Source organism: Paenibacillus sp. FSL M7-1046, assembly GCF_038007405.1.
Lineage (GTDB): Bacteria > Bacillota > Bacilli > Paenibacillales > Paenibacillaceae > Paenibacillus_AQ.
Genome location: NZ_JBBOXB010000001.1, coordinates 74814 through 100207 on the forward strand (window position 1 = coordinate 74814; position 25394 = coordinate 100207).

The 25394-nt window shown below is 50.4% G+C and carries 21 protein-coding genes; 2 read left to right on the forward strand and 19 right to left on the reverse strand.

Features of this window, described 5'->3' with window-relative positions; all coding sequences use genetic code 11:
- Window positions 1-59: 59 nt before the first annotated feature.
- On the reverse strand, window positions 60-1277 hold the full coding sequence (locus NYE29_RS00240) for an aminotransferase-like domain-containing protein (protein ID WP_340893747.1): 1218 nt from the start codon (window positions 1275-1277) through the stop codon (window positions 60-62).
- Window positions 1278-1343: 66 nt separating this feature from the next.
- Entirely contained in the window at window positions 1344-2000 is a 657-nt protein-coding gene (locus tag NYE29_RS00245) for a response regulator transcription factor (protein WP_076113063.1), read from the reverse strand.
- 281 nt (window positions 2001-2281) lie between these two features.
- On the opposite strand from NYE29_RS00245, the gene NYE29_RS00250 reads away from it, so the two are divergent.
- Window positions 2282-2689, forward strand: a complete 408-nt coding sequence (locus NYE29_RS00250; RefSeq protein ID WP_038588412.1) for a hypothetical protein — start codon at window positions 2282-2284, stop codon at window positions 2687-2689.
- On the forward strand, window positions 2686-3753 hold the full coding sequence (locus tag NYE29_RS00255) for a phosphodiester glycosidase family protein (protein WP_076113062.1): 1068 nt from the start codon (window positions 2686-2688) through the stop codon (window positions 3751-3753). The genes NYE29_RS00250 and NYE29_RS00255 overlap by 4 nt, the downstream gene beginning before the upstream one ends.
- Window positions 3754-4117: 364 nt before the next feature.
- Here the strand turns inward: NYE29_RS00255 and NYE29_RS00260 are convergent, their stop codons facing one another.
- The 17 genes from NYE29_RS00260 to thrS form a co-directional block, all read right to left on the reverse strand.
- Window positions 4118-4372, reverse strand: coding sequence for an AbrB/MazE/SpoVT family DNA-binding domain-containing protein (locus NYE29_RS00260; RefSeq protein ID WP_038588405.1), 255 nt, complete (start codon window positions 4370-4372; stop codon window positions 4118-4120).
- Window positions 4373-4496: 124 nt separating this feature from the next.
- Entirely contained in the window at window positions 4497-4961 is a 465-nt protein-coding gene (gene trmL, locus NYE29_RS00265; protein ID WP_076113061.1) for a tRNA (uridine(34)/cytosine(34)/5-carboxymethylaminomethyluridine(34)-2'-O)-methyltransferase TrmL, read from the reverse strand.
- Window positions 4962-5121: 160 nt separating this feature from the next.
- Window positions 5122-6213, reverse strand: a complete 1092-nt coding sequence (gene serC, locus NYE29_RS00270) for a 3-phosphoserine/phosphohydroxythreonine transaminase (RefSeq protein ID WP_038599110.1) — start codon at window positions 6211-6213, stop codon at window positions 5122-5124.
- Window positions 6214-6318: 105 nt separating this feature from the next.
- Window positions 6319-7203 carry a hypothetical protein gene (locus NYE29_RS00275; protein ID WP_340893749.1) on the reverse strand — a complete coding sequence of 295 codons (885 nt, stop codon included), beginning with the start codon at window positions 7201-7203 and terminating at the stop codon, window positions 6319-6321.
- A gap of 131 nt (window positions 7204-7334) precedes the next feature.
- A complete protein-coding gene (locus NYE29_RS00280; RefSeq protein ID WP_340893750.1) occupies window positions 7335-9953 on the reverse strand; it encodes a GH36-type glycosyl hydrolase domain-containing protein in 2619 nt (872 codons plus the stop codon).
- Window positions 9954-10571: 618 nt separating this feature from the next.
- A complete protein-coding gene (gene glnA / locus NYE29_RS00285) occupies window positions 10572-11996 on the reverse strand; it encodes a type I glutamate--ammonia ligase (protein ID WP_038588392.1) in 1425 nt (474 codons plus the stop codon).
- A gap of 285 nt (window positions 11997-12281) precedes the next feature.
- On the reverse strand, window positions 12282-13328 hold the full coding sequence (gene aroF / locus NYE29_RS00290; RefSeq protein WP_076113058.1) for a 3-deoxy-7-phosphoheptulonate synthase: 1047 nt from the start codon (window positions 13326-13328) through the stop codon (window positions 12282-12284).
- A gap of 336 nt (window positions 13329-13664) precedes the next feature.
- Window positions 13665-14621 (reverse strand): 4-hydroxy-3-methylbut-2-enyl diphosphate reductase, encoded by a 957-nt coding sequence (locus NYE29_RS00295; RefSeq protein WP_038588386.1) that lies wholly within the window; start codon window positions 14619-14621, stop codon window positions 13665-13667.
- 58 nt (window positions 14622-14679) lie between these two features.
- Window positions 14680-16128, reverse strand: coding sequence for a sensor histidine kinase (locus tag NYE29_RS00300; RefSeq protein ID WP_076113057.1), 1449 nt, complete (start codon window positions 16126-16128; stop codon window positions 14680-14682).
- Window positions 16129-16130: 2 nt separating this feature from the next.
- Entirely contained in the window at window positions 16131-16820 is a 690-nt protein-coding gene (locus tag NYE29_RS00305; RefSeq protein ID WP_076113056.1) for a response regulator transcription factor, read from the reverse strand.
- 122 nt (window positions 16821-16942) lie between these two features.
- Window positions 16943-18595 (reverse strand): S1C family serine protease, encoded by a 1653-nt coding sequence (locus tag NYE29_RS00310; RefSeq protein ID WP_340893756.1) that lies wholly within the window; start codon window positions 18593-18595, stop codon window positions 16943-16945.
- A 341-nt stretch (window positions 18596-18936) separates the two neighbouring features.
- Entirely contained in the window at window positions 18937-19590 is a 654-nt protein-coding gene (locus NYE29_RS00315; protein ID WP_076113054.1) for a response regulator, read from the reverse strand.
- Window positions 19591-19593: 3 nt separating this feature from the next.
- Window positions 19594-20631, reverse strand: a complete 1038-nt coding sequence (locus tag NYE29_RS00320) for a HAMP domain-containing sensor histidine kinase (protein ID WP_038588372.1) — start codon at window positions 20629-20631, stop codon at window positions 19594-19596.
- A gap of 2 nt (window positions 20632-20633) precedes the next feature.
- The gene (gene liaF / locus NYE29_RS00325; protein ID WP_076113053.1) at window positions 20634-21722 is read right to left on the reverse strand and encodes a cell wall-active antibiotics response protein LiaF; all 1089 of its coding nucleotides are present in this window, start codon (window positions 21720-21722) and stop codon (window positions 20634-20636) included.
- Window positions 21723-21999: 277 nt separating this feature from the next.
- A complete protein-coding gene (locus NYE29_RS00330; RefSeq protein WP_340893760.1) occupies window positions 22000-22137 on the reverse strand; it encodes a hypothetical protein in 138 nt (45 codons plus the stop codon).
- A gap of 126 nt (window positions 22138-22263) precedes the next feature.
- Window positions 22264-22890 carry a 3D domain-containing protein gene (locus NYE29_RS00335; protein ID WP_445322194.1) on the reverse strand — a complete coding sequence of 209 codons (627 nt, stop codon included), beginning with the start codon at window positions 22888-22890 and terminating at the stop codon, window positions 22264-22266.
- A gap of 337 nt (window positions 22891-23227) precedes the next feature.
- Window positions 23228-25165, reverse strand: coding sequence for a threonine--tRNA ligase (gene thrS / locus NYE29_RS00340; protein WP_076113052.1), 1938 nt, complete (start codon window positions 25163-25165; stop codon window positions 23228-23230).
- Window positions 25166-25394: the final 229 nt, after the last annotated feature.

The following is a 25394-nucleotide window of genomic DNA, read 5'->3' on the forward strand; positions in this document are numbered from 1 at the left end:
AACTTCTAAACTCTAACCAATCAACCCAGCTGTCATCAATAACCCTATTCCATTCCCCCTCAGCTCCGGGCCGTAAACTCCGTCACGGCCTCGCTCATCAGGTTCATGCCCAGCAGCAGCTCATCCCGGCCGGGATGGCTGAAGTTGAGGCGGATGCGGTTGCCGCCGCCGCTGACACAACACAGCGGGCCGGGCAGGAAAGCTACGCCTTTAGTCAGCGAGGCCTTAAGCAGTGCCATAGCGTCCAGCCCAGCAGGCAGCGATACCCACAGGAACATGCCGCCTTCCGGCAGACTATAGGTGCTGCTCTTCCAGGCCGGACGCTTCAGCAGTTCAGCCATTAGCTTGAGGCGGGTATTGTATTCCCGGTTCAAGAGGGCAATATGCTCGCGCAGATCAAAAGAGGTGACATCCAGCAGATGATGCAGCAGCCGCTGATTCAGGGAGCTGGACTGCCAGTCGGCCATCTGCTTTGCGGCAGCCATCATGCCGATAAGCTCCCGGCTGCCTGCCGCCCAGCCCGTCCGCAGAGCGGGCGCGACCGTTTTGCTGAAAGAACCGATGTAGAGCACATGTCCACCCTCGCTTACATTCTCCAGCGCATAAAGCGACGGATATTTTACGGACGGATGCTGGCCATAACGCTGAAAATGCAGATCACCATAAGAATCGTCTTCGACAATCAGCACGTTATGGCCGGTACACAGCTCCAGCACCTCCTTGCGTCTTGCCAGGCTCCAGAGAATACCGCTTGGATTCGTAAAGCTCGGTGTTGCAAACAGCATCTTAGGCCGGTGCTGCCGAATTTGGGTACGCAGATGCTCCGGCAGCAGTCCGTCCCTGTCTCCCTGCACGGGAATAATCACCGCGCCCTGCATACGAAGCGCCTGCAGAATGCCCGGTGAGGTGGGATTCTCTACAAGAACCCGGTCTCCGGGATCTATGTATACCCTGGACAGCAAATCGATGGCTTGTTGACTTCCCGTTGTCAGAAGAACTCCGCCCTCGGCAACAGCCACACCTTTGGCTTTCAGCCAATCCCCGGTAAGCCACTCCCGCAGCGGACCGTACCCTTCCGGATCACCGTACTGCAGTGCCCCGGCATCTGCAGAGATGACTGTGGACGCGGTTTCGGCAAGCAAGGACAGCGGGAACAGTTCTTCCGCCGGAAGCTCTTCCGCCAGTGAAATCAACGTGCCCCGGCGCGTCTTGGTGCGGATACTCAACAGCGGTGAAGACAGCAAGGTATGTGCGCGGGCAGAAAACTCATATTTCATATGTTCCCCCCTCCCCTGGTACCAAGAATATTCCAGTCCAGCCGGCAATATGTCGTTAGGGTGATCCTATGCGTAGATTTGCTTGTTCTGCCTTGAGAAAAGAGCAAACTTCTCGATAGCCTGCGCTCTCGTCGACACTTCAAGCTTCACATAAATTTTGCGCAAATAATTGTCTATGGAACGCCGGCTTACCTCTATTTCTAGTGCTATTTTGTCATAAGTGATTCCCTGCACAATTCGCTCCATGATGAACATCTCAGTCTGGGTCAGCTGCATGACGGCATCCAGTCCCTGTGACGATGGTGCCAGCCGAAATCCTTTTTCAATCCAGTCAAACGGTATGGAGAGGAAGCCTTCCCGCAATCCGTCAATCATCAGCAGCAACTGGCGGGGAGAAGCTCCCTTGGAGAGTATTCCGCTTGCCCCAAGCTCAAGCAACGGCTGAAACAATGTCTTGTCCTCTTCTTCCGTCATGATGATGAAATGAGAATTTGGCGAACTGCTCTTCATCTCCGGCAGAATGCTCTCCACATTTCCTTCCGGCATCTGATAATCCGCCAGCACCAGGTCCGGCTGACTTTCACGCACATTGTAAACGCCTTCGTTCCAAGTCGAATACATCCCCAGAATTTCCAGCTCCCCCCCTTCCTCCAAAATCAATTTTGTTCCAAGCATACTTGTGGGATGACATCCCACGATGATCCCCCGCCACACCTTCATCATTAACTCCCTTACCTCCTGCTATCTATATAATTTACCCAGAGTGGAAAACGCCTCGGGGTTTTACGGTTATTGCGCATGCAAGGATGGTTGCATTTTTATCCTTTCTTCCTTCTTTTACCTTGTATACGCCCATCAGATATTCCAATCTATAGAAATTGTATCGCAGTAGTTTAATAGGATGCAATTACTTTTTCACGTTTTCAGACTCTCTTTCACTTTTGCGAAAACTCAAAAAGTCTGATAGAATGGGGACTTGAAAAAAAACAGCCTGAGGTGATGTAATGCAACCGCTAGCGGAATCGACCCCGGTACACTCGCGCCGTACTGCAGCGAGAAGCGGCCCTTCCGTAAAATGGTTTTTACTGTTCTGGATTTTGATGATCGGGCTCGGCTTCTATGCCGTGTACAGCTATACCAACCATCTAAAGCAGCAGGTGCTGAGCGAACTTGGCACTCAAAGCCAGCAGCAGCTTACCGTTTTGAAGACCGATTATGAATCGCGAATCGCCGTTCTCTCTGAAGAGGTGAAGGAATTGCAGAGCACTGTTCAGAGCTTTAATGAACTGCTCACCTTTACCAAAGACAATGCAAGCAGCAAGACAGACAACAGCAACAAGCTGTATACCCAGTTAAACGAGGTCCGCAAGCAACTCGATGCCCTGAAGAAAGAGATGGATCTGCTGAAATGAGAACCCCTGTCCAACGAGTCAACCGGTTCTTTATGCTGCTGACTGCTCCCTTCTTCGGGTTATTGCTCTGTCTGTGGTGGTATCAGCCGCCGCTTGACCTGAAGCTGAACACAGAACAGTTCGCTGCAGCCCCGGGGCCGCTTGAATTAACAACCTCTTTGAAGAATGATTTGAAGCTGGCCGAGTCCTCTGCTTCCTATACCATAGATTCAATAGGTGCCAGTGCACAGCTCTACAAACAAACAACAAACGCGATGAATGCCATTGTTAATACCGCCAAAGCCCAGGCATCCCGCCCGGAGCAAATCTATAACCGGAGAATTTCAGCCAGGCTGGGAATTCCTGCCGATATTGTGAACAGCGACCGCATTACCATCGAACTTTACCGGTTAAACCCCGGTAACTATAAAGCCTATGCCCTAAAAATTAAGCTGAAGGATGCTTCGGCCATGAAAATGAGCCTGGCCGGAGACGGCTCCGGCGGAGCTGAAACTACCATGCGCGCCGTCAACCGTTACGGTGCAACAGCCGGCATCAATGCCGGAGGATTTGCCGATAAGGGCGGTAAACGTTATCCCTTATCTACAACCGTTGTAGGCGGCCAATATTTGTACGGATTCGAGCCGAGTTACAAGGATCTCAGCTTCGTTGGCCTGAATAAATCAGGACAGCTGATCGGCGGTAAATTCTTCAGCCGGACACAACTCGACCAGCTGGAGCCGGTGTTCGGCGCCACCTTTGTCCCGGTCCTGCTGAAGAACAACACCAAGATGGTGATCCCGGATAAGTGGAAGACGAGTCCCAAACGTGCCCCACGCACCGTAATCGGCAAGTACAAGGATGATCAGCTTCTCGTGCTCGTGGCCGACGGCTACAACGAAAACGGCAACTCCGGAGCTACGCTGGAGGAAATCCAGAACAAGCTGTACAACATGGGTGTGATTGATGCCTACAATCTGGATGGCGGTGGATCTTCGTCCCTGATCTTTAGAGGAAAGGTCATTAACAATCCATCGGACGGGAATCTCCGCCAGGTACCGACCAGCTTCCTGTTTTTCAAATAACTTTTCCAGTTGTCTGTGCGGCATCTCACATTTTTCTTTTGTTTTTGATATAGACCAGGTTATAATCAGGATAACGAATACAGATCCTTATGGAGGTGTCCAGCATGTCGTTTTCCTTGACCTTTTGGATCATAACCCTGGTATTTCTGCTGTTCCTGACCGGAATCCTAACCTCCTCCTACAACGATGATAAGACCAAGGGCTTATAAAAGCCTGGATGGACCAAAGCATTCGCTGCTTCAAAAAAAGAGCACCGCACATCTGTGCGGTGCTTTTTTTTAGTAATGGGGACGGCAGACACCCTGCTGCGGCCATACTATGTACAATTAAATTCGCTTGCTTTCAGCAGGAGAAAGCGTAATTTCTAGGCGTGTCTTGAAAGTTGAGTCATTTCCCCAAGACATTCAGCACAAATATAACGATCTTTATATTCACTTACACCCTCAATTGATCCGCAGAATACACATTTGGGGCGGTAACGCTCCAGAATGATATGGTCGCCCTGTACCAGAATTTCTACCGGGTCGCCTTCATTCATTTGATACCTTTTACGCAGGGACTTAGGCAGAACAATTCTACCCAGCTGATCTACTTTCCGAACAACGCCAGCAGGTTTCATATCTAACTTACACCTCTCCTGTTCAACTAATAATTAGTAACTACTACTTTTTTCGGCACTACTCAACTATTTCGTTAATTAATTGTCGAATCCTGCTGAAATAAATAAAAATTCATGTCCGTTTTTAGAAAAGTTGCGGGAAATCCAGCTGGCGCAGCGCTTCATAGACAATAATGGCCGCCGAGTTTGACAAATTTAGCGATCTGACGGCATCACTCATCGGCATGCGCATTCTCGTTTCCTTCCCGGCTTCCAGAATATCGGCTGGCAGACCCTTGGTTTCCTTACCGAAAACGAAGAAATCCCCATCCTGAAAGGCAAAATCGGTATAGCGCTTCTCGGCCTTGGTTGTAGCATAGAAAAACCGGCCTTCCTTATACTTCTCCAGAACTTCCCCAAAAGAATCATGATATTCGATATTTACGGCGTGCCAGTAATCAAGTCCTGCCCGTTTCAGCGTAGCGTCGTCTGTACGGAAGCCCAAGGGGCGGACTAGATGAAGATGCGTGCCTGTTGCCGCGCAAGTGCGGGCGATATTGCCGGTATTCGCCGGAATTTCCGGTTCTACCAGCACAATATGAAGTGCCATAGTGTGAATGCTTCCTCTCTGTAGGCTCTAACAGCCCTATAATGTGTTAGTAAGGACTTCCTCTAAGGTGAGGGCAGCGCTTATAGATCATACACGGCGCGTGGTGTGCCACGCAGAAAACCTTCCGCCTGCAGGCGGAAGGTTCAAAAGCTTTCATACATTAGCCCTGAGTTTGCCGGAAATGCTGCATGAAATCGGTAAGCGCCTTAACGCTCTCATAAGGAACCGCGTTATATATGGAAGCACGCAAGCCTCCAACACTACGGTGGCCCTTAAGACCGACAAAACCTTCTTGTTCGGCAGCTTTGACGAATTGCTTCTCAAGCTCTTCCGACTGCATCCGGAATGTAACGTTCATGATGGAGCGGCTGCCTTGTTCCGCAACTCCGCGGTAGAAACCATCACTGCCGTCAATATGATTATAGAGCAGCCCGGCTTTGTCGCGGTTCTTGACTTCGATACCTGCAAGCCCGCCCTGCTCCCCAATCCATTTTAACACTTCATTAACCATATATACAGAAAAGGATGGCGGCGTATTGTAGAGTGAGTTGTTCTTATAATGCGTATCGTAACGCAGAATCGTCGGGATATTGGAAGGCGACTTCGCGATCAGCTCTTCTTTGGCGATAACTACAGTTACGCCTGACGGTCCGAGATTCTTTTGTGCGCCGGCATAAATCAGTCCGAATTTATTCACGTCAAAGGAGCGGCTCAGAATGTCGCTGGACATGTCTGCAATCAGCGGGATGGAGCCGGAATCCGGAAACTCCGCATATTGTGTTCCCTCAATCGTTTCATTTGACGTAACATGCAGATACGCTGCGTTATCCGCTGCCTTGATGCTGCTAAGCTCTGGAATCGCCAGAAACTTCTTGTCCTCTGAGGATGCGGCGACATGGGCGCCACCAACCAATTTGGCTTCCTTGAGGGCTTTATCCGCCCAGCTTCCTGTCATAACATAGCTGCCGACTTGGCCCTCGGAGACAAGGTTCATCGGAAGCATGGCGAACTGGGTGCTTGCTCCGCCTTGGATGAACAATACCTTATAGCCCTGCGGATTGCCAAGGAGTGACAGCAGACGTTCCTGAGCTTCGTTATGAACGGACTCGTATACCGCCCCACGGTGCGACATCTCCATAATGGACATTCCGCTTTCCCGGAATTCGACAAACTCCGCTTGTGCGCGTTCCAATACTGCAAGCGGCAGCGCCGCCGGACCTGCATTAAAATTGTATGCTCTCTTGCTCAAAATTGCCCCCACCCTTTCTCTCCTGCGAATATGGATAGAGATTATGATAGCAGTAATCTAACACACCATCAAGTATAATTATTCACATAGAAGGTATAATCGCCAGGCTTAAATGGTGAAAAACTGATAGCTGCGGCTCCAATCCTTGCTGTGACGCGGTAAAATGCTGATGTCCGCAAAAACTTCCGGCGAAATAACATGCTTCTCGCCCCACAATGCTATCTGTTCCGGCTGGAAACTTCCGTATTCCCTGATCCCAACTCTGCTTGGCTGATGAGTGATTTCCCAATAAAAGGAATCCCCTGCATCTTCCCAGCCTCCCAGCTTACAGTAAAAGGGTCGGTCCGGCTCATTCTTCCAGCTTAGTTTATCTCCGGTTCGGCTGAGCAATTCCTCTGTATAAATGGATTCCGCCTGCTCTACCCTGACATTGTCCGGCAATCTCAGTTCATACCCTGATCCGACATTTTTACCGTTAATTCCAACAAAATTATGATTGTACTCCTCCGTCAGAAGCTCCTTTGACCCTCTGTTCTCCAGAGTGTAAGAGATATTCAGCCTTTCTTCGTCAAGCGAGATCCTCTTGGTCAAAAGCATGCTGTACCCCCGGCATTCCATCGGCTGCACCGAATAGGTAACCGAATCTGTAGTGTGTTCTTCAATCACCTCAAAGGGAATCAGCGGATAACTTCCGGCAAAAAAATAGGGAGCATCTTCCTGCTTCTGCAGCAGCCCTACTCCCGGCTTTGGAAACCATTCTCCAACTTCTGCATCGTCATAGCCAATTGCCCGGGAAATGCCGAATTCATTACATAGCCCAAAACCGCCAGTACCCTGCCCGGGCACGAGGCTTTCCGGAACGCAAAACGTATGTTTACCCTGCTCCAGGGTTACCTGTGTAATAAACCCTGTCCAATCAAATCTAGTGCCGTTATAGGCTCCAGTATCAGCAATCTCCACAGTAAGTATCCCATTAGTGAGAGTGTAAGCCATAAGTTATTCTTCCTCTTTCTTTTGCTTATTATTATTGTTACCAATATTCTCAGAACCTCTTCACCGCTGAAAAAAGCGCCTGCATTCGCATTTCCTGCGAAGCAGGCGCCTTTTCGTATACTTTTATGCAGTTAGGCCAGCTCCACCTGCAGGAGATGCAGTTCTCCTTCCTGCAGCGCACGGAGTATGCTGCGCGGTATCACAACACCCTCTGAGACGCGCTGAAGCGTCACCTCAGCGCCGTTAAGCAACACAGAGTGTATTTCATACTCCCCGTATTCTCTGCTTCCTGTGGACGTATAGGCGACCTCCAGCATGCGTTCCGCAAAGATCGTCTTAATCGTTGCCTTCCCCTGCTCATCGAACTGTTCCTTCACCAGTTTAGGCTGAAGCAGCAAATCGCCGAGCCGGCCCTTGACCCCAAACACCTCTGTGACCATCGTCAGCAGCAGCCAGCTCGCTGAACCGGTTAAATAGGTGTACATTCCTCTGCCCTGCTCATTGATATATTCGGGAATGCCGGGATACATCCGGCTGAGCTCGAAATTCGCGCTGAGCTTGTACAGTGAATCCAGCACTTTGCGGCCTTCCTGAACAAAGCCGCGTTTATACAGCGCGTTCCCGTACATCACAGTCATATGGCTGAACATAGCCCCGTTCTCTTTATGACCAAAGGCAAAACCAAAAGCACGGCCCAGATTCTGCTGGATGCCGCCAAAATTGGTATTCAGCCGGTATCCGATATTGTCGTCCAGCAGGTTGCGTTCTACCGCTGCGACGATATGCGGAATCTGCTCTGGCGCTGCTGCATGGCCGAGCAGCGGGAATACCTGGCCTGTCAGTGTCATGCGTACACCTTCGGCATGTTCGCCTTCGACACGGTCTCCGTCATTATTATAATAACCGTTGAACCAGCCGTCGCCATGATCACTTTGCACCCACTCATTCCGGCGCAAGTGATTAAATATCCATTCTGCCTTTTTCGCCAGATCATCTGCCACTTTCGCTATTGGCAGAGTTACCTTGACTCCGCTTACTTTGTTAGGCGCAGCGGCGTAGTAAAGGTTCAGCTGTTCCCGCTTGGCTATTATAGACTCATAGTTCAGCGATTTCTCCAGTGTATCCAGCAGCAGCGTCATCTCTTCCGCCAGCTCCAGCGACTCTAGCCCGGTACGTTCCTGAAGAGTGCGCAGCAGCACGGACAGATCATACAGGTTGCTGCCATAGAAGGCGGTGAAGGTCACACTTTCTCCCCGCTGGGCCGCCATATCCAGCCCGTCATTCCAGTCTGCGCCCTCCAGAAGAATATTGTTATGCTCCCCCACATTGAAGAACGGAACCAGATTCTGCAGCAGAATATGCTCCAGAATCGTCCCCTTGTAGGTCTCTCCGGTTGAGGTCTGCAGATGGCTTCCCCCCGCAGCGTCCCAGGAGGCGTCGCGTTCCCGGCACCGGCTCATGAAGGAGTCGCGGAAATAGCTTTGCTCCTGCAGCAGAAAATCCAGATCCCCGCTCTGGTCCAGGTACAGCATAGTGGTCAGGAACGGCCAGGCCCCATGATCCATCCAAACCCGGGGAATATTGTTGCGGTCAGCAATAAATTCGCCCGGCTGCTGGCCGATAATGGTCGCATTGCTGCCATCGATTCGCACACCTGCATAATTATTCAGCAGCAGACTCCGCACATCTGCCGGCTCCATAATAAGCAGCGCCAGGCAATCCTGCCACAGATCGCGCCAGCCGCGCCCGCCTCTTCCGTAGTCATGATAAGGAAGGAAAGAGTTGCCGTACAACCTGCGCAGCACAGGCTGCAGCGTTACCCATTTCATCCACTGGTCAGCAGCATGATCTCCGGTATGAAACTCAACTGTATTCACCTTGTCCGCCCAGAAATCCTTGTTTTCTTCCAGTAAAACGTCAAAAGCCGCGGTGGATCCGTATTTGGCCATTAACCCCGGAATATCAATTCTTTCACTTTCAATGGCCAGAATCACCACATAGGAACGGCTCTCTCCGGGAAGCAGCGATGCGGTGGAAAAACGCAATCCGCCGAGAGCTTCATAACCTTCTTTATGTACGCCTTCTCCGCCTGTCTGAGGAGCCAAATTCCGCACAACAGCCTCAGGCCAATCCAGACTTCCACCTTCACCGATAAATTCCTCCTGCACCGGGAAGAAGCCCACAGGAGTTCTTCCTTCTCCTTCTACACCGAAGACGCCATAGGAGGTATGGTTCACGCGATGGCCCCGCTCATCAAAGGAGAGTGCCGGCTGAACCTCGACACCATGTGCTGAAATATAAATCCGGTTGAGCAGAGAGGTCACATGCCGGTGATCACGCAGATCATCCGCTGAACGGGCATACAGCGGAATAGCCGCAGTCGGCGTTATGATGATCTCAGCCGCTCCGGTATTCGTAAGCACTAGCTGCATCAATTCTACCTTGTCTTGGCCGCAGGGTACAATGCTGGTGATTTGCGCCTTGATACCAAGCTCACGGCTCTCACGGGTTACCCGATGCCATAGGAGTCCTGCTTCCAATTCCGATTCATCAGAAGTAGACTCATAAGCCTGTGCATGCTGTCTGGCTGAATTTCCCGCTGCCGACCAGGCGCCTTTACCCTCAATATATACCCAGAAATTGCGGGAAGCACGCGAATTATGCAAATCCTCCACCGAAAGCGGCGGAGTAAGAAATGTATTATGCCCTGAAGTGGCTTGGCCATGAAGATTCGGAGTGACCGAAGACATCATCCCTCCCTCATTCACCAAGGGAAAATATAAAAAACTGCTTCTTTCGGGATACTTAAGTTTAAACTCTCCATTTGTTCCGGTAAATTCCCAACCTGACTTAGACGTTTGTTCCACTGCAATCATCCTCTCCATAGCCTATTGTTTTGTTACTTTTTTATCCATTTTACAGAAACCGCTTTCGGTATTTATTATCACATCGTTAGATATCGTTGTAAAGTAATTTCCGCTTGTAAACTCGATTAATAATAAAACATAGAATAAAGTCAGATATATCAAGGAATTAACAGGTTTATCACGTAGGGCATCACTTTTCATCAATCAATAATAATCACAATAGTTGGAGCGAAACTATTTTCGATAATTCATATTTTCGATAAAATCCACTCGAATGGGCCTAGAAATCTTGAGGTTTCTTATCAAAAATGCCTTAAACCAATCACATTACATATAAACTCTATATTGTATTCATTCTAATTATGTGAATTTATGTTATATTAACGAAACTTTTCGTAATTTTCATGAATTGTTTTTAATTTTAAGACATTGATTAAGAGATACAGACCACAAAGAAGCCCCCGGGATACCCGGGGGCTTCTTAACAAAAATTAAGCTAACTTATAGATCGAAGTACAGGGAGTATTCATGCGGATGAACACGAATCGCAACTTCTTGAGCTTCAGAACGTTTCAGAGCGATATAGTTATCGATGAAGTCTTTAGTGAATACGCCGCCTTCAGTAAGGAATTCGTAATCAGCTTCCAGAGAATCAAGCGCTTCGCTCAGGCTGCCCGGAACGCTGCGGATTTTTTCTTTGTCTGCATCGGACAGTTCGTAGATGTTCTTGTCCAGAGGACCGTAACCCATTTCTTCCGGGTTGATCTTCTTCTTGATTCCGTCCAGACCGGCCATCAGCATAGCTGAAAATGCCAGGTAAGGGTTGGCTGTGGAATCCGGTGTACGGAATTCGATGCGACAGCCTTTAGGTGTCACAGCAGCTACCGGGATACGAACAGCAGCGGAACGGTTTCCTTTGGAGTAAACCAGGTTAACCGGTGCTTCATAACCAGGAACCAGACGTTTGAACGAGTTAGTGCTTGGGTTAGTCAGCGCGATCAGTGCCGGAGCATGATACAGGATACCGCCGATATAGTGCAAGGCCATCTCACTCAGGTTGGCATAAGCGCCTTTTTCGTAGAACAAAGGAGCGTCGCCGTTAAAGATAGATTGGTGAACGTGCATACCGCTACCATTATCGCCGAACAGCGGTTTTGGCATGAATGTTGCCACTTTTCCGTATTGGCGTGCAGTGTTTTGCACAATATATTTGTAAGTCAGCAGATTATCAGCTGTTTTCTTCAAGGTATCAAAACGGAAGTTGATTTCCGCTTGGCCTGCAGTTGCCACTTCATGGTGATGACGTTCAATTTCAAGTCCGGCTTCAGCCAGCAAACGGCACATTTCACTGCGGATATCCTGTTGGGAATCCACTGGCGCTACTGGAACATAACCGCCTTTAACGCCAACTTTGAATCCCAGGTTCCCGCCTTCGTCTTTACGGTTGGTATTCCATACCGCTTCTTCGGAATCTACAAAGTAGGAAGAACTGTTCATTCCGCTCTCATAACGCACATCGTCGAAGATAAAGAACTCGGATTCTGGTGCGAAGAAAGCTGCTGTACCCACACCGCTTGCTTGCAGGAATTCTTCTGCTTTCACTGCAATACCACGAGGGTCGCGCTCGTAACGTTCACCATCAGGGGTGAAAATATCGCACATGATGTTCAGCGTCGGATGAGCTGTAAAAGGATCGATATATGTAGTGCTTGGATCAGGCATCATTACCATGTCAGATTCTTCAATACCGCGGAATCCTTTGATGGAAGAGCCGTCAAACGCAACACCATTTTCAAATGTTTCTGCTTCCACTGCGGATGCTGGCAATGAGATATGGTGAGCACGTCCACCCAAATCTACAAAACGAAAATCCACCCACTCGATATTGTTTTCCTTGATCGTCTGCAACACTTTTTCAACCGACATGAATATATTCCTCCCCAATTTCCGAACATTAGGCCGCTCACAGTATCAAATGTTCTTGTTTATAATTTTTTTGCTGTCGTCATTATAAATCTCAAACCTAACATCGTCAATGCTTATGTCAGGTATTTTTGAAGACAATGTAAGATATTCTAACGCTTTAGTGAAAAAAGCAACTTTCTCTATTTCCTATGTCACATTCATTCAATACGATACATAAAAACCGTCCTTCCCTACGCCCGTAAGCGGAGAAGAGGACGGCCTAAAGGCTGATTTCTGCTTCTTGTACTAAAGAATCGGGGCAGGCTCAAGAGACTCCGAGAACTTGCGTCCCACCAGCGGAGCAAGCTTCTCCAGATCTCTCAGCAGGTTATCAAACTGCTCAGGGAACAGAGACTGGACCCCATCGCCTGTCATGGAATTGTCGGGATCGGTATGCATTTCGATAATAAGCCCGTTGGCTCCCGCAGCAACAGAAGCTTTGGCCATCGGTGCAACCAGTTCACGCCGTCCTGTACCATGGCTCGGGTCAGAAATCACCGGAAGATGGCTGAGGTTCTGAAGCACCGGAATTGCTGACAAATCCAGCGTATTGCGGGTGTAGGTTTCAAATGTGCGGATTCCGCGCTCACAGAGCATGACATCACGGTTGCCGCCGGCCAGAATGTATTCCGCCGCATTGAGGAGCTCATCGTAAGTAGCACTGAAGCCGCGCTTAAGCAATACCGGACGTCCGCAGGTCCCCAGCTTGCGCAAGAGGTCGAAATTCTGCATATTGCGTGTGCCCACCTGCAGTATATCAGCATGCTCCGCACAAATATCCACATACTCCGGTGTCATTACCTCGGTAATGGTCAGCAGACCATGCCGCTTGCCGGCTTCCGCCATCATAGTCAGTCCTTCTACACCGACCCCCTGGAAGCTGTAAGGTCCGGTACGCGGCTTGAACGCACCTCCACGCAATACTTGGCCACCGGAAGCTTTCACCAGCCGGGCGATTTCGTCAATCTGCTCCGGGGATTCAACGGCACAAGGCCCACCCATAATAACAAGATTTTCCCCGCCGATCTTCACGCCGCGGATATCGATAATCGTATCCTCCGGATGGAAATCACGGCTCGCTAACTTATAGGATTTGGAGATTTTCACTACGTTCTCCACACCTTTCATCTGGCGCAAATGCTCGGCAAGCTTCGGTGTGACACCACCGATCAGGCCGATAACCGTATGATCCGCCCCCCGGGAGAGATGAACCTGCAGCCCTTCCTTTTCGATAACGGAAATAATATCATTTACCTGCTCCTGCGGTGTTTGATTGGATGTAATAACGATCATATTATAGCTCCCCTTTTAGGCAATTATTTAGTAAATGTTACCTTACAAAAAACACGATACTATCACGCTACGACGCGTGTTCGCTTTTAAGCGCTAAAGTAATTTTACCGCATTTTGTTCTTTTCGTCAACCTTCAATTACGGTTCCAGCTGCACTAGTTACCATTTATTAGTATTCATGAAGCTATATATCTGGTGCACACTGGAACTTCGCTTGGTATAGTATGGAATAATGAAAGGGCTTTCCTTCCAATAATAAAGAGCACACAGGCTCCGCTGCCGGAATCTGTGTGCTTCATATTTACCTAATTTATAAGTTCAAATGCCGGGACAAACCTTAGGTAGCGCTCGCAGTCTTGTTCTTCACCGGAGGCAGCAGCTTCGCCATATTCACCGTACGTTTGATTTCCCATGTCTCCGGAAGCGCCGGATCATACTGCTCCAGGTAACTGATAACTTCCTTCGTAATCGGTGTAGGCGTCGAAGCGCCGGACGTTACCCCTACCTTGGACACTCCCTTAAGCCACTCTGTATTCAGTTCCGACACGTCGGAAATACGATGGGCAGGCACGCCTGCGATCTCTTCTGACACCTGTGCCAGACGGTTGGAGTTGTTGCTTCTAGGGTCGCCAACGACGATGACCAGATCACATTGACCGGCCTGCTCTGCTACAGCCTCCTGCCGTACCTGGGTAGCCATACAGATCTCGTTATGCACCTCAGCGCCGGGGAACTTCTCCAGCAGCTTTTTCATGATATTTTTAATATCCCACTGGCTCATCGTGGTCTGGTTCGTAATAACGATACGGGAAGAAGGCACAGACAACCCTGCAATCTCCTCTTCCTTCTCAATCAGGTGGACATGCTCCGGGGCAATGCCAACAGCGCCTTCCGGCTCCGGATGGCCCTTCTTGCCAATATAAATAATCTCGTAGCCTTCCTCTGCCTTCTCCTTGATGAGGTCATGCGTTTTGGTTACATCGGGGCAGGTGGCATCTACGGTCGTCAGCCCCTTGGCGCGGGCCATCTTGCGCACCTCCGGCGAAACGCCGTGTGCGGTGAAGATAACGGTACCACTGTCGACTTTATCGAGAATATCCAGACGGTTATGGCCGTCTAGAGTAATAATTCCGTCATCCTCAAAAGAATTGGTAACATGACTATTATGAACAATCATGCCCAGTATATAAATCGGCCGGGGCAGATCAAGATTTTGTGCGGCCTGCCGTGCCATTACCATGGCGTCGACGACACCGTAGCAATAGCCCCGGGGAGATATTTTGATAACTTCCATGAATTCACCGGCTTTCTGCTGTCAATGACGGCTGTAATAGGACCTGCCTAATTATACCCTATTCCAGCGGCGGAGCAAAGAGAAGGGGCAGCCAGATGACAAAAGTAGTCCCCTCGCCCTGGCGGGTAACGACCTCCACTGAACCGCCATGCTCATCAATAATCCACTTGGCGATGGACAGCCCGAGACCAATTCCTTCCGTAATTCCCCGCGACTCATCGGCCCGGTAGAACCGGTCAAAGATATGCGGCACCTCATCCTTGTCCATCCCGATTCCGGTATCCGTGATGCGGATCCCCACCTGGCTCTGATAAAAGACAGCGTCCAGCGTCACAACACCGGAAGGTGTGTACTTGAAGGCATTATCGATAAAAATGAATAACATCTGCTGCAGATAATCCTTGTTGCCGACAATATATTTGCCGTTCAGATGCCCCATAGCCCCTACAGACCATTCCGCCTGCCGCGGCAGGAAGGACGCCCGGCGGGCGACCTCAGTCATCATCGGCTCGAGCGCTACCGGCTCCTTATCAAAGGTCCGCCCGGTATCGGAGCGTGCCAGCGAGAGCATATCTGCGACCAGCCGGCTCATGCGCTGCGATTCATCGGCAATATCCTTCACCGACTCAATAGAGAGCTGGCGGATTTCCGCCTCGCTCATTCTGCTCTCGCCCGGCTCCATCTCCCATATTTTTTGCAGCAGGTCGATGTTCCCGCGAATCGTGGTAAGCGGAGTACGCAGCTCATGCGAGGCATCGGATACAAACCGGCGCTGGGTTGCATACGAATCCTCAAGGTCCTTATAGAAATCCTCCATCCGCCCCAGCATGCTGTTGACCGTTTCAATCAGCCGCCCGATTTCATCCGGCGGACCGTCATATTCAATCCGGGAGCTCAGATCGGTTCCCGTCTGAATTCCGTTCGCAGCTTCAATGACCATGCCGATCGGGCTCATAGATTTACGGGCCAGGAACAGGCCGAAGGTGAAGGCTGCGATCAGCGTGGCAAAGGAGCCGACGAGCAGGATGTTCTTGAGCCGGGTCAGCATTGTCACTTGTTCCCCAATATATACTGCAACCTGAAGTACACCTGCATGATTGCCGCTGCTAGTAGCAACATCAACTGCCTGCTGGTAGATCAGAAAGGGATTCCCGCCATAATAGGACTGAGAGAATCCTTGCTGCTTCTGGATATTTTCTTTCGCGGGGAATTTGAATTCCAGATTGATCTGTGTCATGTTCGTGCTGAGAATCAGCTTTTCCAGGTCATAAATATACACTTGGGCAAATAAACTTTGTCCTGCAGGTCCTCTAAGCACCGGCCCCAAAGTACCGTCATTGTTCAAGCCCATGTCGGGTTGAACCTGCTGTGCCTGCAGTTTAAGCCGGTCCTTCAAATCACCATACGTATTAAAATAGACAAAACCGTAAATTGCGGCTGATAAAGCCAGCAGCATAACGGCCAAAATTCCTGAATACCAGGCTGTCAGCCGCAATTTAATAGACATGTTTAATTGTCACCTCTTAGAATGTAACCGGCTCCCCGGATCGTCTGGATCAAACGTTTGCCGCCGTGCTCCTCCGTCTTCTGGCGCAGCATGGCAATATAGACCTCAAGCACATTGGACTCCCCGCTGTAATCATAGCCCCAAATTTTATCCATAATCAGGTCGCGGGACAATACGCGCTTCGGATTCTGCATGAACAAATGCAGCAGTTCAAACTCCTTGGCCGTCAGCTCCAGACGTTTGCCGGCGCGAGTGACTTCACGCGAGTCCACATCCAGCGTAATATCCTCATACGACACTGCCTGTTCTGCGCCGCCTCCCTGCTCGCTCTTGCGGCGAAGCAGTGCGCGCACCCGGGCCAGCAGCTCCTCCAGCGCAAAAGGCTTCACCAGATAATCATCTGCTCCGAGATCCAGCCCTTTGACCCGGTGTTCGATTTCATCCTTGGCTGTCAGCATCAGTACAGGCACACTGCTTCCGCCTTCCCGCAAACGGCGGCAGACCTCAAAGCCGTCTACCTGCGGCATCATCACATCGAGTATGACTACATCAGGATCACTGTTCAGAACAGCACGCAGTCCGTCGGCCCCATTAGCCGCAGTTTTAACATCATAACCCTCAAAGGCAAGACCACGGCGCAGCATGGAAATAATTTTTTCATCGTCATCAATAATTAGAATATTCGGTCGCATCAAGCAGCCCCCATTGTCTAAATCGTTTATCTCTATTGTAGCATGAATGTGCGGCCCAGCGCCCTGTGCAGCAAAAACGGAAGGGTTCCCCCTTCCGCTGTTCACTTTACCGTCCGGTGTATTTACTGCTTCTGAGTTTGGGTGGTGTCAAAATCATTTTTGTTGCCGATGGTAACCGGAAGCTCCAGCGTTTTGCCGTCACGGACCACATTCATTGTGACCTTGTCTCCAACCTTCAAGGATTGAATATAAGTAATCAGATCCTGGCTGGTTGCATATTTCGTTCCGTTCACACCTGTAATGATGTCATAAGGACGCAGGTCGGCGGAATAAGCCGGTGATTTAAAGACAATCTCAGCAACTACAGATCCTTCTTTGATGTCAGTACCCATTTGTTTCGCCACTTCATCTGTAATGGTCATGAGCGAGGCACCGATAAACGGAACAGGTTCTTTCGGAATTTCCTGGTTGGCTTCAAGTTTGTCTACTACCTCTTTGATGGTGTTGACCGCAATGGCAAACCCGATACCTTGAGACTGCGTGCTTACGGCAACATTCATTCCGATGACCTGGCCATTCATGTTAAGCAGCGGTCCGCCGGAGTTACCAGGGTTGATCGATGCATCGGTTTGAAGCAGGTTTTTGTAATTGCGTGTCCCGCTGCCGTCTTCTTCGTTAATATCAATGCTGCGGTCCTTCGCACTCAGCACACCAGCAGTGACTGTATGATCGAAACCTTGCGGGTTGCCGATCGCGACAACTTCAGAGCCTACCTTGATGCTGTCGGAATCTCCAAGAGCCACTGTAGGGAAGTCTGCCCCTTCGATCTTCAGCACTGCTAAATCCAGATCTTTGCTGGCGCCGAGCAGCTTCGCCTCATAAGGCTTGGTGGTTCCATCAACAGTTACTTGAATAACATCTGCATTATCAACAACATGCTGGTTAGTCAGTATATATCCGCTCGAATCATAAATGAAGCCTGTTCCAATACCGTAAGGAGTTAGCTGGGATGAATCCGACTCTGGTTCTGACTGGGAATTCTGGTCCGTCCCGGAGGATCCACTGCCTCCGAATTGATCACCGAAGAAAAATTGTGAGAACGGATCGCTCGTGTTTGGATTGGTTGAGCTTCTGCCGGAGCCCGTTTTGACCAAGGTCTCGATTTTGACGACCGCCGGTCCAACTCCATCTACTACACTCGACACATCACCTGATCCGGTAACAAGTGCCGTGGTGGACGTCGAAGGAGTAATATTGGCATTGCCGACTGCCGTCTTGGCTGCCGGGCTGGCCACTGTAGCTGTTGCCGCCTGATCACCACCTGTGAACCAGTTACCGCGGTCTGCCATGAACATCGAGCCTGACAGCACGACCATCCCGGCGAGGAAAGAAATCAAGGCGGTTTTTACCGGTCTCTGGGGCTTGCGGTTATACTGCCAGCCGTTGCCGCCATCCGAACCGTTGCCGCCATTGCCGCCACGTCCACCGCCGTCATTTCCGGTAGTGCGAAGTGAGGTGCTGTAAGGGGCCGGTTTGATCGGCTGCGGAGGAGTGACCTCTACCCGCTCCGACTCCATCCGGTTGTAATGCTGTACTTCATCCGGATTCATCTCGTCTTTGTTCAAAGATTTAAAAGGTCCATAGGAATAGTAGTATGAGGATCCTGAATCGGTTGATTGGTTATTATTGCTGCTGTCATTGTTCTTAGCATTATCCCATTCCCGATCCGGTGAAGGTTCATTATCACGATTGAAGTTGTTTTTGTTATCGTCCATGTTTACGTTCCTCCCGTGCCTTGCCTGTTCGACAAGGAGTATTGTGTTGTTCTCTTGTTCTTATTTTGTACTTTAAACCTTAAGGTCACATTAAAAACAATTTAAGCGGAGATAAAAGATAATAGGGTTCAGACATCGTAGCAGAGGAATAACAACCAAAGCTGTTGTATTTGTTACTTCAGGATATTAAAAAAACAAAAAGGCCCGCGCACACATTGCCGCGCCGGCCCTTAACAACATCTTATTATGATCAAGCTTCATTCATTCTACCATCCAGTAAATAGTCAGGTCCTATTTACTGATAGATTCCTATAAAACCATTTGTATTGAATCCATTTCCTTTATCCCTGCGCCCAGCCCTTGCGGTGGGCGTAAATCGCCAGCTGTGTGCGGTCGTCCAGTTCGCATTTCATCAGCAGGTTGCTGACATGTGTCTTCACCGTCTTGATGCTGATATGCAGCTCCTCGCCGATGTCCTTGTTGGTTTTGCCTTCGGCAATAAGCAGCAGCACTTCCTTCTCACGCTCGGTTAGGCCGGAGGAATCCCCCTGTACGGTCCGCTGGCGGATGCCGCGGGTCAGCGCTTGTGAGACATCGCCGGTCATGACCGGCATGCCGCGGTACGCTCCTTGCAGCGCGTAGATCAACTCCTCGGCCGAGACAGTTTTGAGCACGTAGCTGACAGCTCCGGCTTCAATGGCGTCTACGACCAGATCATCTTCCAGGAAACTGGTCAGGATGACAATTTTAAGCCCGGGGAATTCGGCTAGGACGGCCCTCGTCGTTTCAGCACCGTTCATCACCGGCATCATCAGATCCATCAGCACAAGATCAGGCAGACCGTCCTGTCCGCCGGCCTTCAGCATTTCCAGCGCTTCCTGGCCATTCGCCGCTTCGCCGATAACCTCAAAACTGGGCTCCAGCATCAGATACGTTTTGAGCCCCATCCGCACCATATCATGATCATCCACAAGCAGCACTTTTATAAGACTCATGTTTTATTCCCCCTGTTCCTGATAGCCCTGCACAAACTTTGGAATATGTACGCGGATCGTCGTTCCCGCTCCCTTGCGGCTGATAATTTCCACTTGGCCGCCAAGCTTTTCCGCACGCTCGCGCATCGTGGTGAGCCCGTAGGACCCCTGCTTGTGCTGCACATGCTCAAAGCCCTGACCGTCATCGCTGATGCTCAGTACGACCTGCCTCGGCACTTCGCGCAACGACAGGCTGACCACCCTTGCTCCTGCATGTTTGACGATATTGGCCATCGACTCCTGAATAATCAGGAACAGCTGATGCTCGATCGCTTCCGACAATTCGCCCTGCAGTTCAAGCTCCTTCACGCCTTTAAGCCCATTCTGGCGGCAATAGTCCGGAAACCATTTCTCCAGCGCTTCAAACAGATTACGGCCTTCCAGTTCCACCGGACGCAGCTGTGCAATCAGCGCTCTCATCTGCTTTTGTGCCATTTGGGACATCGTAATTAACTGGTTCATCACTATCTGGCCCTGCTCTTCATTGCGTTCCAGAACTTTAGGCAGCGAAGAAGCGGACATATGAATCGCAAAAAGCTGCTGGCTCACCGTATCATGCAGATCCCGGGCCATTCGCCTCCGCTCTTCCAGTACCGCGCTCTCCGCCGCCTTTTCTTTTTCAATCACTTCCTGTTCCCCAAGCCGCTGCAGTAATTGCATCTTGTTCTCCACGGTGTCCATCATAATGTTGAATTCATGGTAGACCCGCGCAAAGGACTGATCATCACTCTCAGGCATCCGTACAGACAGATTGCCTTTGGCCACCTGCAGCATGTTCAGATCCAGATGATCGATCCGGCGCTGAATCCGCTGTCCCGCCACATAGCCGATAACCACGGTGAACAATACAATCCCAACACACAGGTACACCCACATGCGGTAATCCACAACTTCGATATAGCCCAAGCAAGTTCCGGCATACACAAGTCCGGCAGCCAAACCTCCGCTGAGCAGGAAGTAAACAAGCAGCATCCATTTGGTATTGCTAAAGATCGTCCCCATCCTTAACCTACCGTTTTGACTTTAATGTCACCGATGAAAGCACTCACGTTAATACGGACCTTTTTGCCTGCTTCCTTGTAATACGGTGTCTTGCACTGCACATTGCTCATAAACCCGCTGCGCGACTGTTCCAGCACCTGCATGTCACCAATAAAGGAACTGCTGGTCACAGAAACCCCAAGATTCATATCATCCGGAATATACACTTTGATGTCGCCGACAAACGCGGAAATATTAATCTTCGTCTCCCCGTAAGGAATTTGCGCATTGGTCAGGTCCAGCACCGTGTCACCGATAAATTGCGAAACGTTGGTATGCTTCAATTGAAAATGCTCGCGTCCCATATGGACATCTCCGATAAAAGCAGACCGGTTCGTCGTTTCCTTATGATCCTCTGTCTGGTGAAACTCCTCATGCCACTCGCCGTGTCTGCGGGCATGCCGGTCCTGGCGCTCCTGCCGTCTGCGTTCATGACGTTCCCGGTTCTCCTGCCAGCGCGATTCCGCAGCCGATTGAAAACGGCCATCTTTAGGGTCAATCTCTTCTTCATTACTATCTTTATTTAAATATTCATTCCAGTCACGCTCTCCGGCAGGTTTGCCGAACTTCTGCTCAAACTGCTCATCCAGCGTCGATTCCAGCGGTTTTGGAGGCGGGGCATCCGGTGAACCCTGGCCCGGCGGGTAGAAGCTTGGCGGTGCTGGTGGTGCTGGCGGTACGGGAGGTACCGGTGGTGTAGCATTACGCGGCTTGAAGATCACAAACAGTCCTCCGCCGATCAGCATGACGGGTATCAGCAATTTAAAAAAGTCGCCTGCTGAAACATCGAACCAGTCCAAGTTGCGGCCCAGGAAAAAGACCCCAAGCGCCAGAAAGAAAAATCCGCCAAGCGCTGATGAAAATTTTGATTGATGGTCGTCGGTGGATAGTAAACGCTGCACACCCATATAAATGAGAATAACCGGCCAGTAGTCAGAAATTAGTGATCCTATGCTGAAATCGGTATAACCCATCTGCCTCAGCAGGAACACCGCGCCGAGTCCAATCAGGATCAGACCACCAAGTACCTGGCTGGTGAACCTTCTTTTCATAATCCATTTCCCCTTTAGTTGTTATAGCAATCATGTGATCCGTTTCTTATAGCCTTAGTCTACAGGAATACTGGTGCGGGGAACAGCGGCGCGAGAAGTAAATAAGCCTCAGTCTCTGGACCGAGTCCATTGGTATTAATAGTAAGAAATTTCATCGATTATTTCAATGGCTACTCTTTAAAGCCGCAAAAAAAAAGCTGCCCCTCAGCTCAATATGAGCGTGATCGGGACAGCCTGTTTTATTGCTTTTAGATGTAACCCAGAGTCCATCACCGCATTACTGCTGCGGTTTTTGGGCCGGTTTGGACAACGTGTTGCTTTGCTTTGTTGCGCCGTCATTCTCGACAGCAAACTCAGCATTGTATTTTTCATTCGGTGTTTTGTAGTTTTCTTGTACCTTTGGTTTTTTAGCCACGGAATTCACCTCCCTTTTCGGAAGAGGCAAGTGTTTTGCCCCAGTCCGTATTATGGGAAGTGAAGGGCTGTATTATGCATACCCAAGTGAAAAAGAATTCAAACTGCCTAACGTCCGTAATTGCGTTTAAACGATTTCCTCCAGCAGGTCTTGCGGAACGGTCTTGTATGTCTGGATCGCCCGGCTGAGACTCTTCAGCATGCTCTCCGTGCATTTCCCGTTACCGCGTTTGATGAGCTGGACCACAACTGTTTTTTTGCCCCACTCCTTATACACCTGCTTGGTAGTGGAAAAATATAAGTCAATCTTCCGTCCTTTAATCGCCGATCCGGTATCTGCAACAACAGCGTAGCCATAACCCGGAATATAAAGGATGCTGCCCAGCGGCAGAACCTTCGGGTCCGCTGCGATGGTGGAGACGGCATTTTTGTCCCTGCGCACCTTGACACCTGAATACGTGATCCCGTATTGCGGATGCTTCGAGGTTTTGCCTGTAGACTCAAATCCGGCCGTATAGCCGGTTGCCATGACCTTCAGCGAAGTGATGATCTGCTCCGGCGCCGGTGCGGATACAGGCACGGTGGCCGGCAGCTTGGAAGCAGCATTGGTCTTCTTGCGGCCCTCCGTTCCTTCCACAGGCTGAGGCGCCTGTATTGCGGCAGGACGTGTTGATCTTGAGGCGCCGCCGAGTGAGGATGCTCCGCTGGAGATCGTCTCCTGGGAATGCAGGATCACGCGGCCGGTAGCCGGCATCTCTGACGGCTTGGTATTGCGAACACTTGTAAAAACAGCTGAATCCTTTGTATTTTGAGAAGCCTCTGACTCCGTTGTACGGACGTTTAGCGAATTGGCAGTGTCTCCCGTCCCGCTCGCCTCAACCGACTTGCGTCCATAATCCGGATAGATATCCGCAGCAGCCAGCATAAGCACGATGGTAACGAATAGACACCAAAACCTCTGATATAAGCCCATTTTGTTCATTTGTTAAACCTCCCCCTATTAGCGAAGGTTTCCCGTTTCACAAAATTTTATACATGAAGCACCAGGGTTCGGCTTCATGGGGCCTATGACAGAGGTTCATATCAGGTGACTAAATTACACGCTCGGCGATCTCTTTGGCAAGGGAATCAATAACTTCCTGCAGCGGCTGAGCGCCGATATCGCCTTCACCGCGTTTGCGGATGGAGACAGATCCCGCGTTCATCTCGTTCTCTCCCACGACGAACATATAAGGAAGTTTTTCCAGCTGGGCTTCACGGATCTTATAGCCCATCTTCTCGTTGCGCAGATCCACTTCAGCCCGGATGCCGCTCTTTAGCAGCTTCGCTTCCACTTCTTTGGCATATTCGTCAAAAGCAGAGGATACCGGAATAATCTTCACTTGCTGCGGGGAAAGCCACAGCGGCAGCGAACCGGCAAAATTCTCCAGAAGGAACGCTACGAAACGCTCCATGGTGCCGAGAATTCCGCGGTGAAGCACAACCGGACGATGTTTCTGACCATCATCGCCTACATATTCAAGCTCAAAGCGTTCCGGCAGCAGGAAGTCGATTTGCACAGTGGACAATGTTTCTTCCTTGCCCAGAACTGTTTTGATCTGAACGTCCAGCTTCGGACCGTAGAAGGCGGCTTCGCCCTCTGCTTCGAAGAACGGCAGGCCCGCTTCTTCAACAACCTCGCGCAGCATCCGCTGAGCAGTCTCCCACATTTCATCGTTAGGGAAATATTTCTCGGTATCCTTAGGATCACGGTAGGACAACCGGAACCGGTAATCGGAAATCCCGAAATCGCTGTACACCTGCTTGATCAGCTCAAGCACGCGTGTGAACTCGCTCTTGATCTGATCCAGGCGGCAGAAAATATGAGAGTCATTCAAGGTCATGGAGCGTACACGGTGCAGACCGGTCAATGCGCCGGACATTTCGTAACGGTGCTGAATGCCAAGCTCGGCAATACGGATCGGCAGATCACGGTAGCTGTGCATCGAGCTCTTATAGATCATCATGTGATGCGGGCAGTTCATCGGACGAAGCACAAATTCTTCGTTGTCAATTGTCATCTTAGGGAACATATCTTCCTGATAATGCTCCCAGTGGCCGGAAGTTTTGTAGAGTTCTACGTTGCCCAGCACCGGAGTGTACACATGCTGATAGCCAAGGCTGGCTTCCAGATCCACAATATAACGCTCCAGAATGCTGCGCAGCTTGGCGCCCTTCGGCAGCCAGATCGGCAGGCCTTGTCCAACCAGCTGGTTGAATGTAAAGATCTCCAGCTCCTTGCCCAGCTTGCGGTGGTCACGTTTCTTAGCTTCCTCCAGAAGATGCAGATGCTCGTCCAGCTGTGCTTTCTTAAGCCAGGCTGTGCCGTATACGCGCTGAAGCATTTTGTTCTTGCTGTCCCCGCGCCAGTAAGCACCGGCCACATTCATCAGCTTGAACACTTTGATCTTGGCAGTAGACGGCAGATGCGGGCCGCGGCACAGGTCAAAGAATTCACCCTGCTCATAAATAGTAATCACGCTATCCTCAGGCAGCGCTTCGATCAGCTCCAGCTTGTAAGGATCGCCCAGCTCGCCAAAGCGATCCAGCGCTTCCTTGCGGCTAACCTCTTTGCGTACAATCGGCAGATTCTCGGAAACGATGCGATCCATTTCCTTCTCAATCTTCAGCAGATCCTCAGGATTCAGCGGATGCTCCAGATCCATATCATAATAGAAGCCATCCTCAATTACCGGACCTACTCCCAGCTTGACTTCCTTTGTGCCGAATAGGCGTCTGACCGCCTGGGCCATCAAGTGGGCTGTACTGTGGCGCATAACTTCAAGGCCTTCCGGCGAATCCAGCGTTACAATTTCCACCAGCGCGTCTTCCTGCAGTGGAGTCGACAAATCTACGACAATCCCGTTCATTTTGCCCGCTGCGGCATTCTTGCGGAGTCCGCTGCTAATGGAGGCGGCCACATCATCGATGCTGCTGCCATCGGCGTATTCCCGGACTGAGCCGTCCGGTAGCTTGATACTTACTGACATTATTGTTCCTCCTAAAAGTTTTGTTAGCATTTACTTCGGAACGGAATGATCCACGCACACAAAAAACACCCGTCCCGCAAAGGGACGAGTGATTGCACCCGTGGTTCCACCCAAATTCGATTCCTCCCGGCTAACTACCTTAAATTAAAAGCAGCCATTTACGGGATTACATCCTTCGTCAGCATGGGAATAACGGCCATGAACCGGCGGTTCTTACTGTCCCGCAGCG

What these genes read in the sequence shown, in the direction of transcription:
- glnA (WP_038588392.1), bottom strand. Translation starts at nt 11,996, where the DNA reads ATGTCGGTTGAAAAAGTGTTGCAGACGATCAAGGAAAACAATATCGAG.
- thrS (WP_076113052.1), bottom strand. Translation starts at nt 25,165, where the DNA reads ATGTCAGTAAGTATCAAGCTACCGGACGGCTCAGTCCGGGAATACGCC.
- NYE29_RS00280 (WP_340893750.1), bottom strand. Translation starts at nt 9,953, where the DNA reads ATGTCTTCGGTCACTCCGAATCTTCATGGCCAAGCCACTTCAGGGCAT.
- NYE29_RS00245 (WP_076113063.1), bottom strand. Translation starts at nt 2,000, where the DNA reads ATGATGAAGGTGTGGCGGGGGATCATCGTGGGATGTCATCCCACAAGT.
- trmL (WP_076113061.1), bottom strand. Translation starts at nt 4,961, where the DNA reads ATGGCACTTCATATTGTGCTGGTAGAACCGGAAATTCCGGCGAATACC.
- NYE29_RS00315 (WP_076113054.1), bottom strand. Translation starts at nt 19,590, where the DNA reads ATGAGTCTTATAAAAGTGCTGCTTGTGGATGATCATGATATGGTGCGG.
- NYE29_RS00255 (WP_076113062.1), top strand. Translation starts at nt 2,686, where the DNA reads ATGAGAACCCCTGTCCAACGAGTCAACCGGTTCTTTATGCTGCTGACT.
- NYE29_RS00295 (WP_038588386.1), bottom strand. Translation starts at nt 14,621, where the DNA reads ATGGAAGTTATCAAAATATCTCCCCGGGGCTATTGCTACGGTGTCGTC.
- NYE29_RS00310 (WP_340893756.1), bottom strand. Translation starts at nt 18,595, where the DNA reads ATGGACGATAACAAAAACAACTTCAATCGTGATAATGAACCTTCACCG.
- NYE29_RS00320 (WP_038588372.1), bottom strand. Translation starts at nt 20,631, where the DNA reads ATGGGGACGATCTTTAGCAATACCAAATGGATGCTGCTTGTTTACTTC.
- aroF (WP_076113058.1), bottom strand. Translation starts at nt 13,328, where the DNA reads ATGATCGTTATTACATCCAATCAAACACCGCAGGAGCAGGTAAATGAT.
- NYE29_RS00300 (WP_076113057.1), bottom strand. Translation starts at nt 16,128, where the DNA reads ATGTCTATTAAATTGCGGCTGACAGCCTGGTATTCAGGAATTTTGGCC.
- NYE29_RS00240 (WP_340893747.1), bottom strand. Translation starts at nt 1,277, where the DNA reads ATGAAATATGAGTTTTCTGCCCGCGCACATACCTTGCTGTCTTCACCG.
- NYE29_RS00305 (WP_076113056.1), bottom strand. Translation starts at nt 16,820, where the DNA reads ATGCGACCGAATATTCTAATTATTGATGACGATGAAAAAATTATTTCC.
- NYE29_RS00260 (WP_038588405.1), bottom strand. Translation starts at nt 4,372, where the DNA reads ATGAAACCTGCTGGCGTTGTTCGGAAAGTAGATCAGCTGGGTAGAATT.
- NYE29_RS00335 (WP_445322194.1), bottom strand. Translation starts at nt 22,890, where the DNA reads ATGCCGGCTACCGGCCGCGTGATCCTGCATTCCCAGGAGACGATCTCC.
- NYE29_RS00250 (WP_038588412.1), top strand. Translation starts at nt 2,282, where the DNA reads ATGCAACCGCTAGCGGAATCGACCCCGGTACACTCGCGCCGTACTGCA.
- NYE29_RS00275 (WP_340893749.1), bottom strand. Translation starts at nt 7,203, where the DNA reads ATGGCTTACACTCTCACTAATGGGATACTTACTGTGGAGATTGCTGAT.
- liaF (WP_076113053.1), bottom strand. Translation starts at nt 21,722, where the DNA reads ATGAAAAGAAGGTTCACCAGCCAGGTACTTGGTGGTCTGATCCTGATT.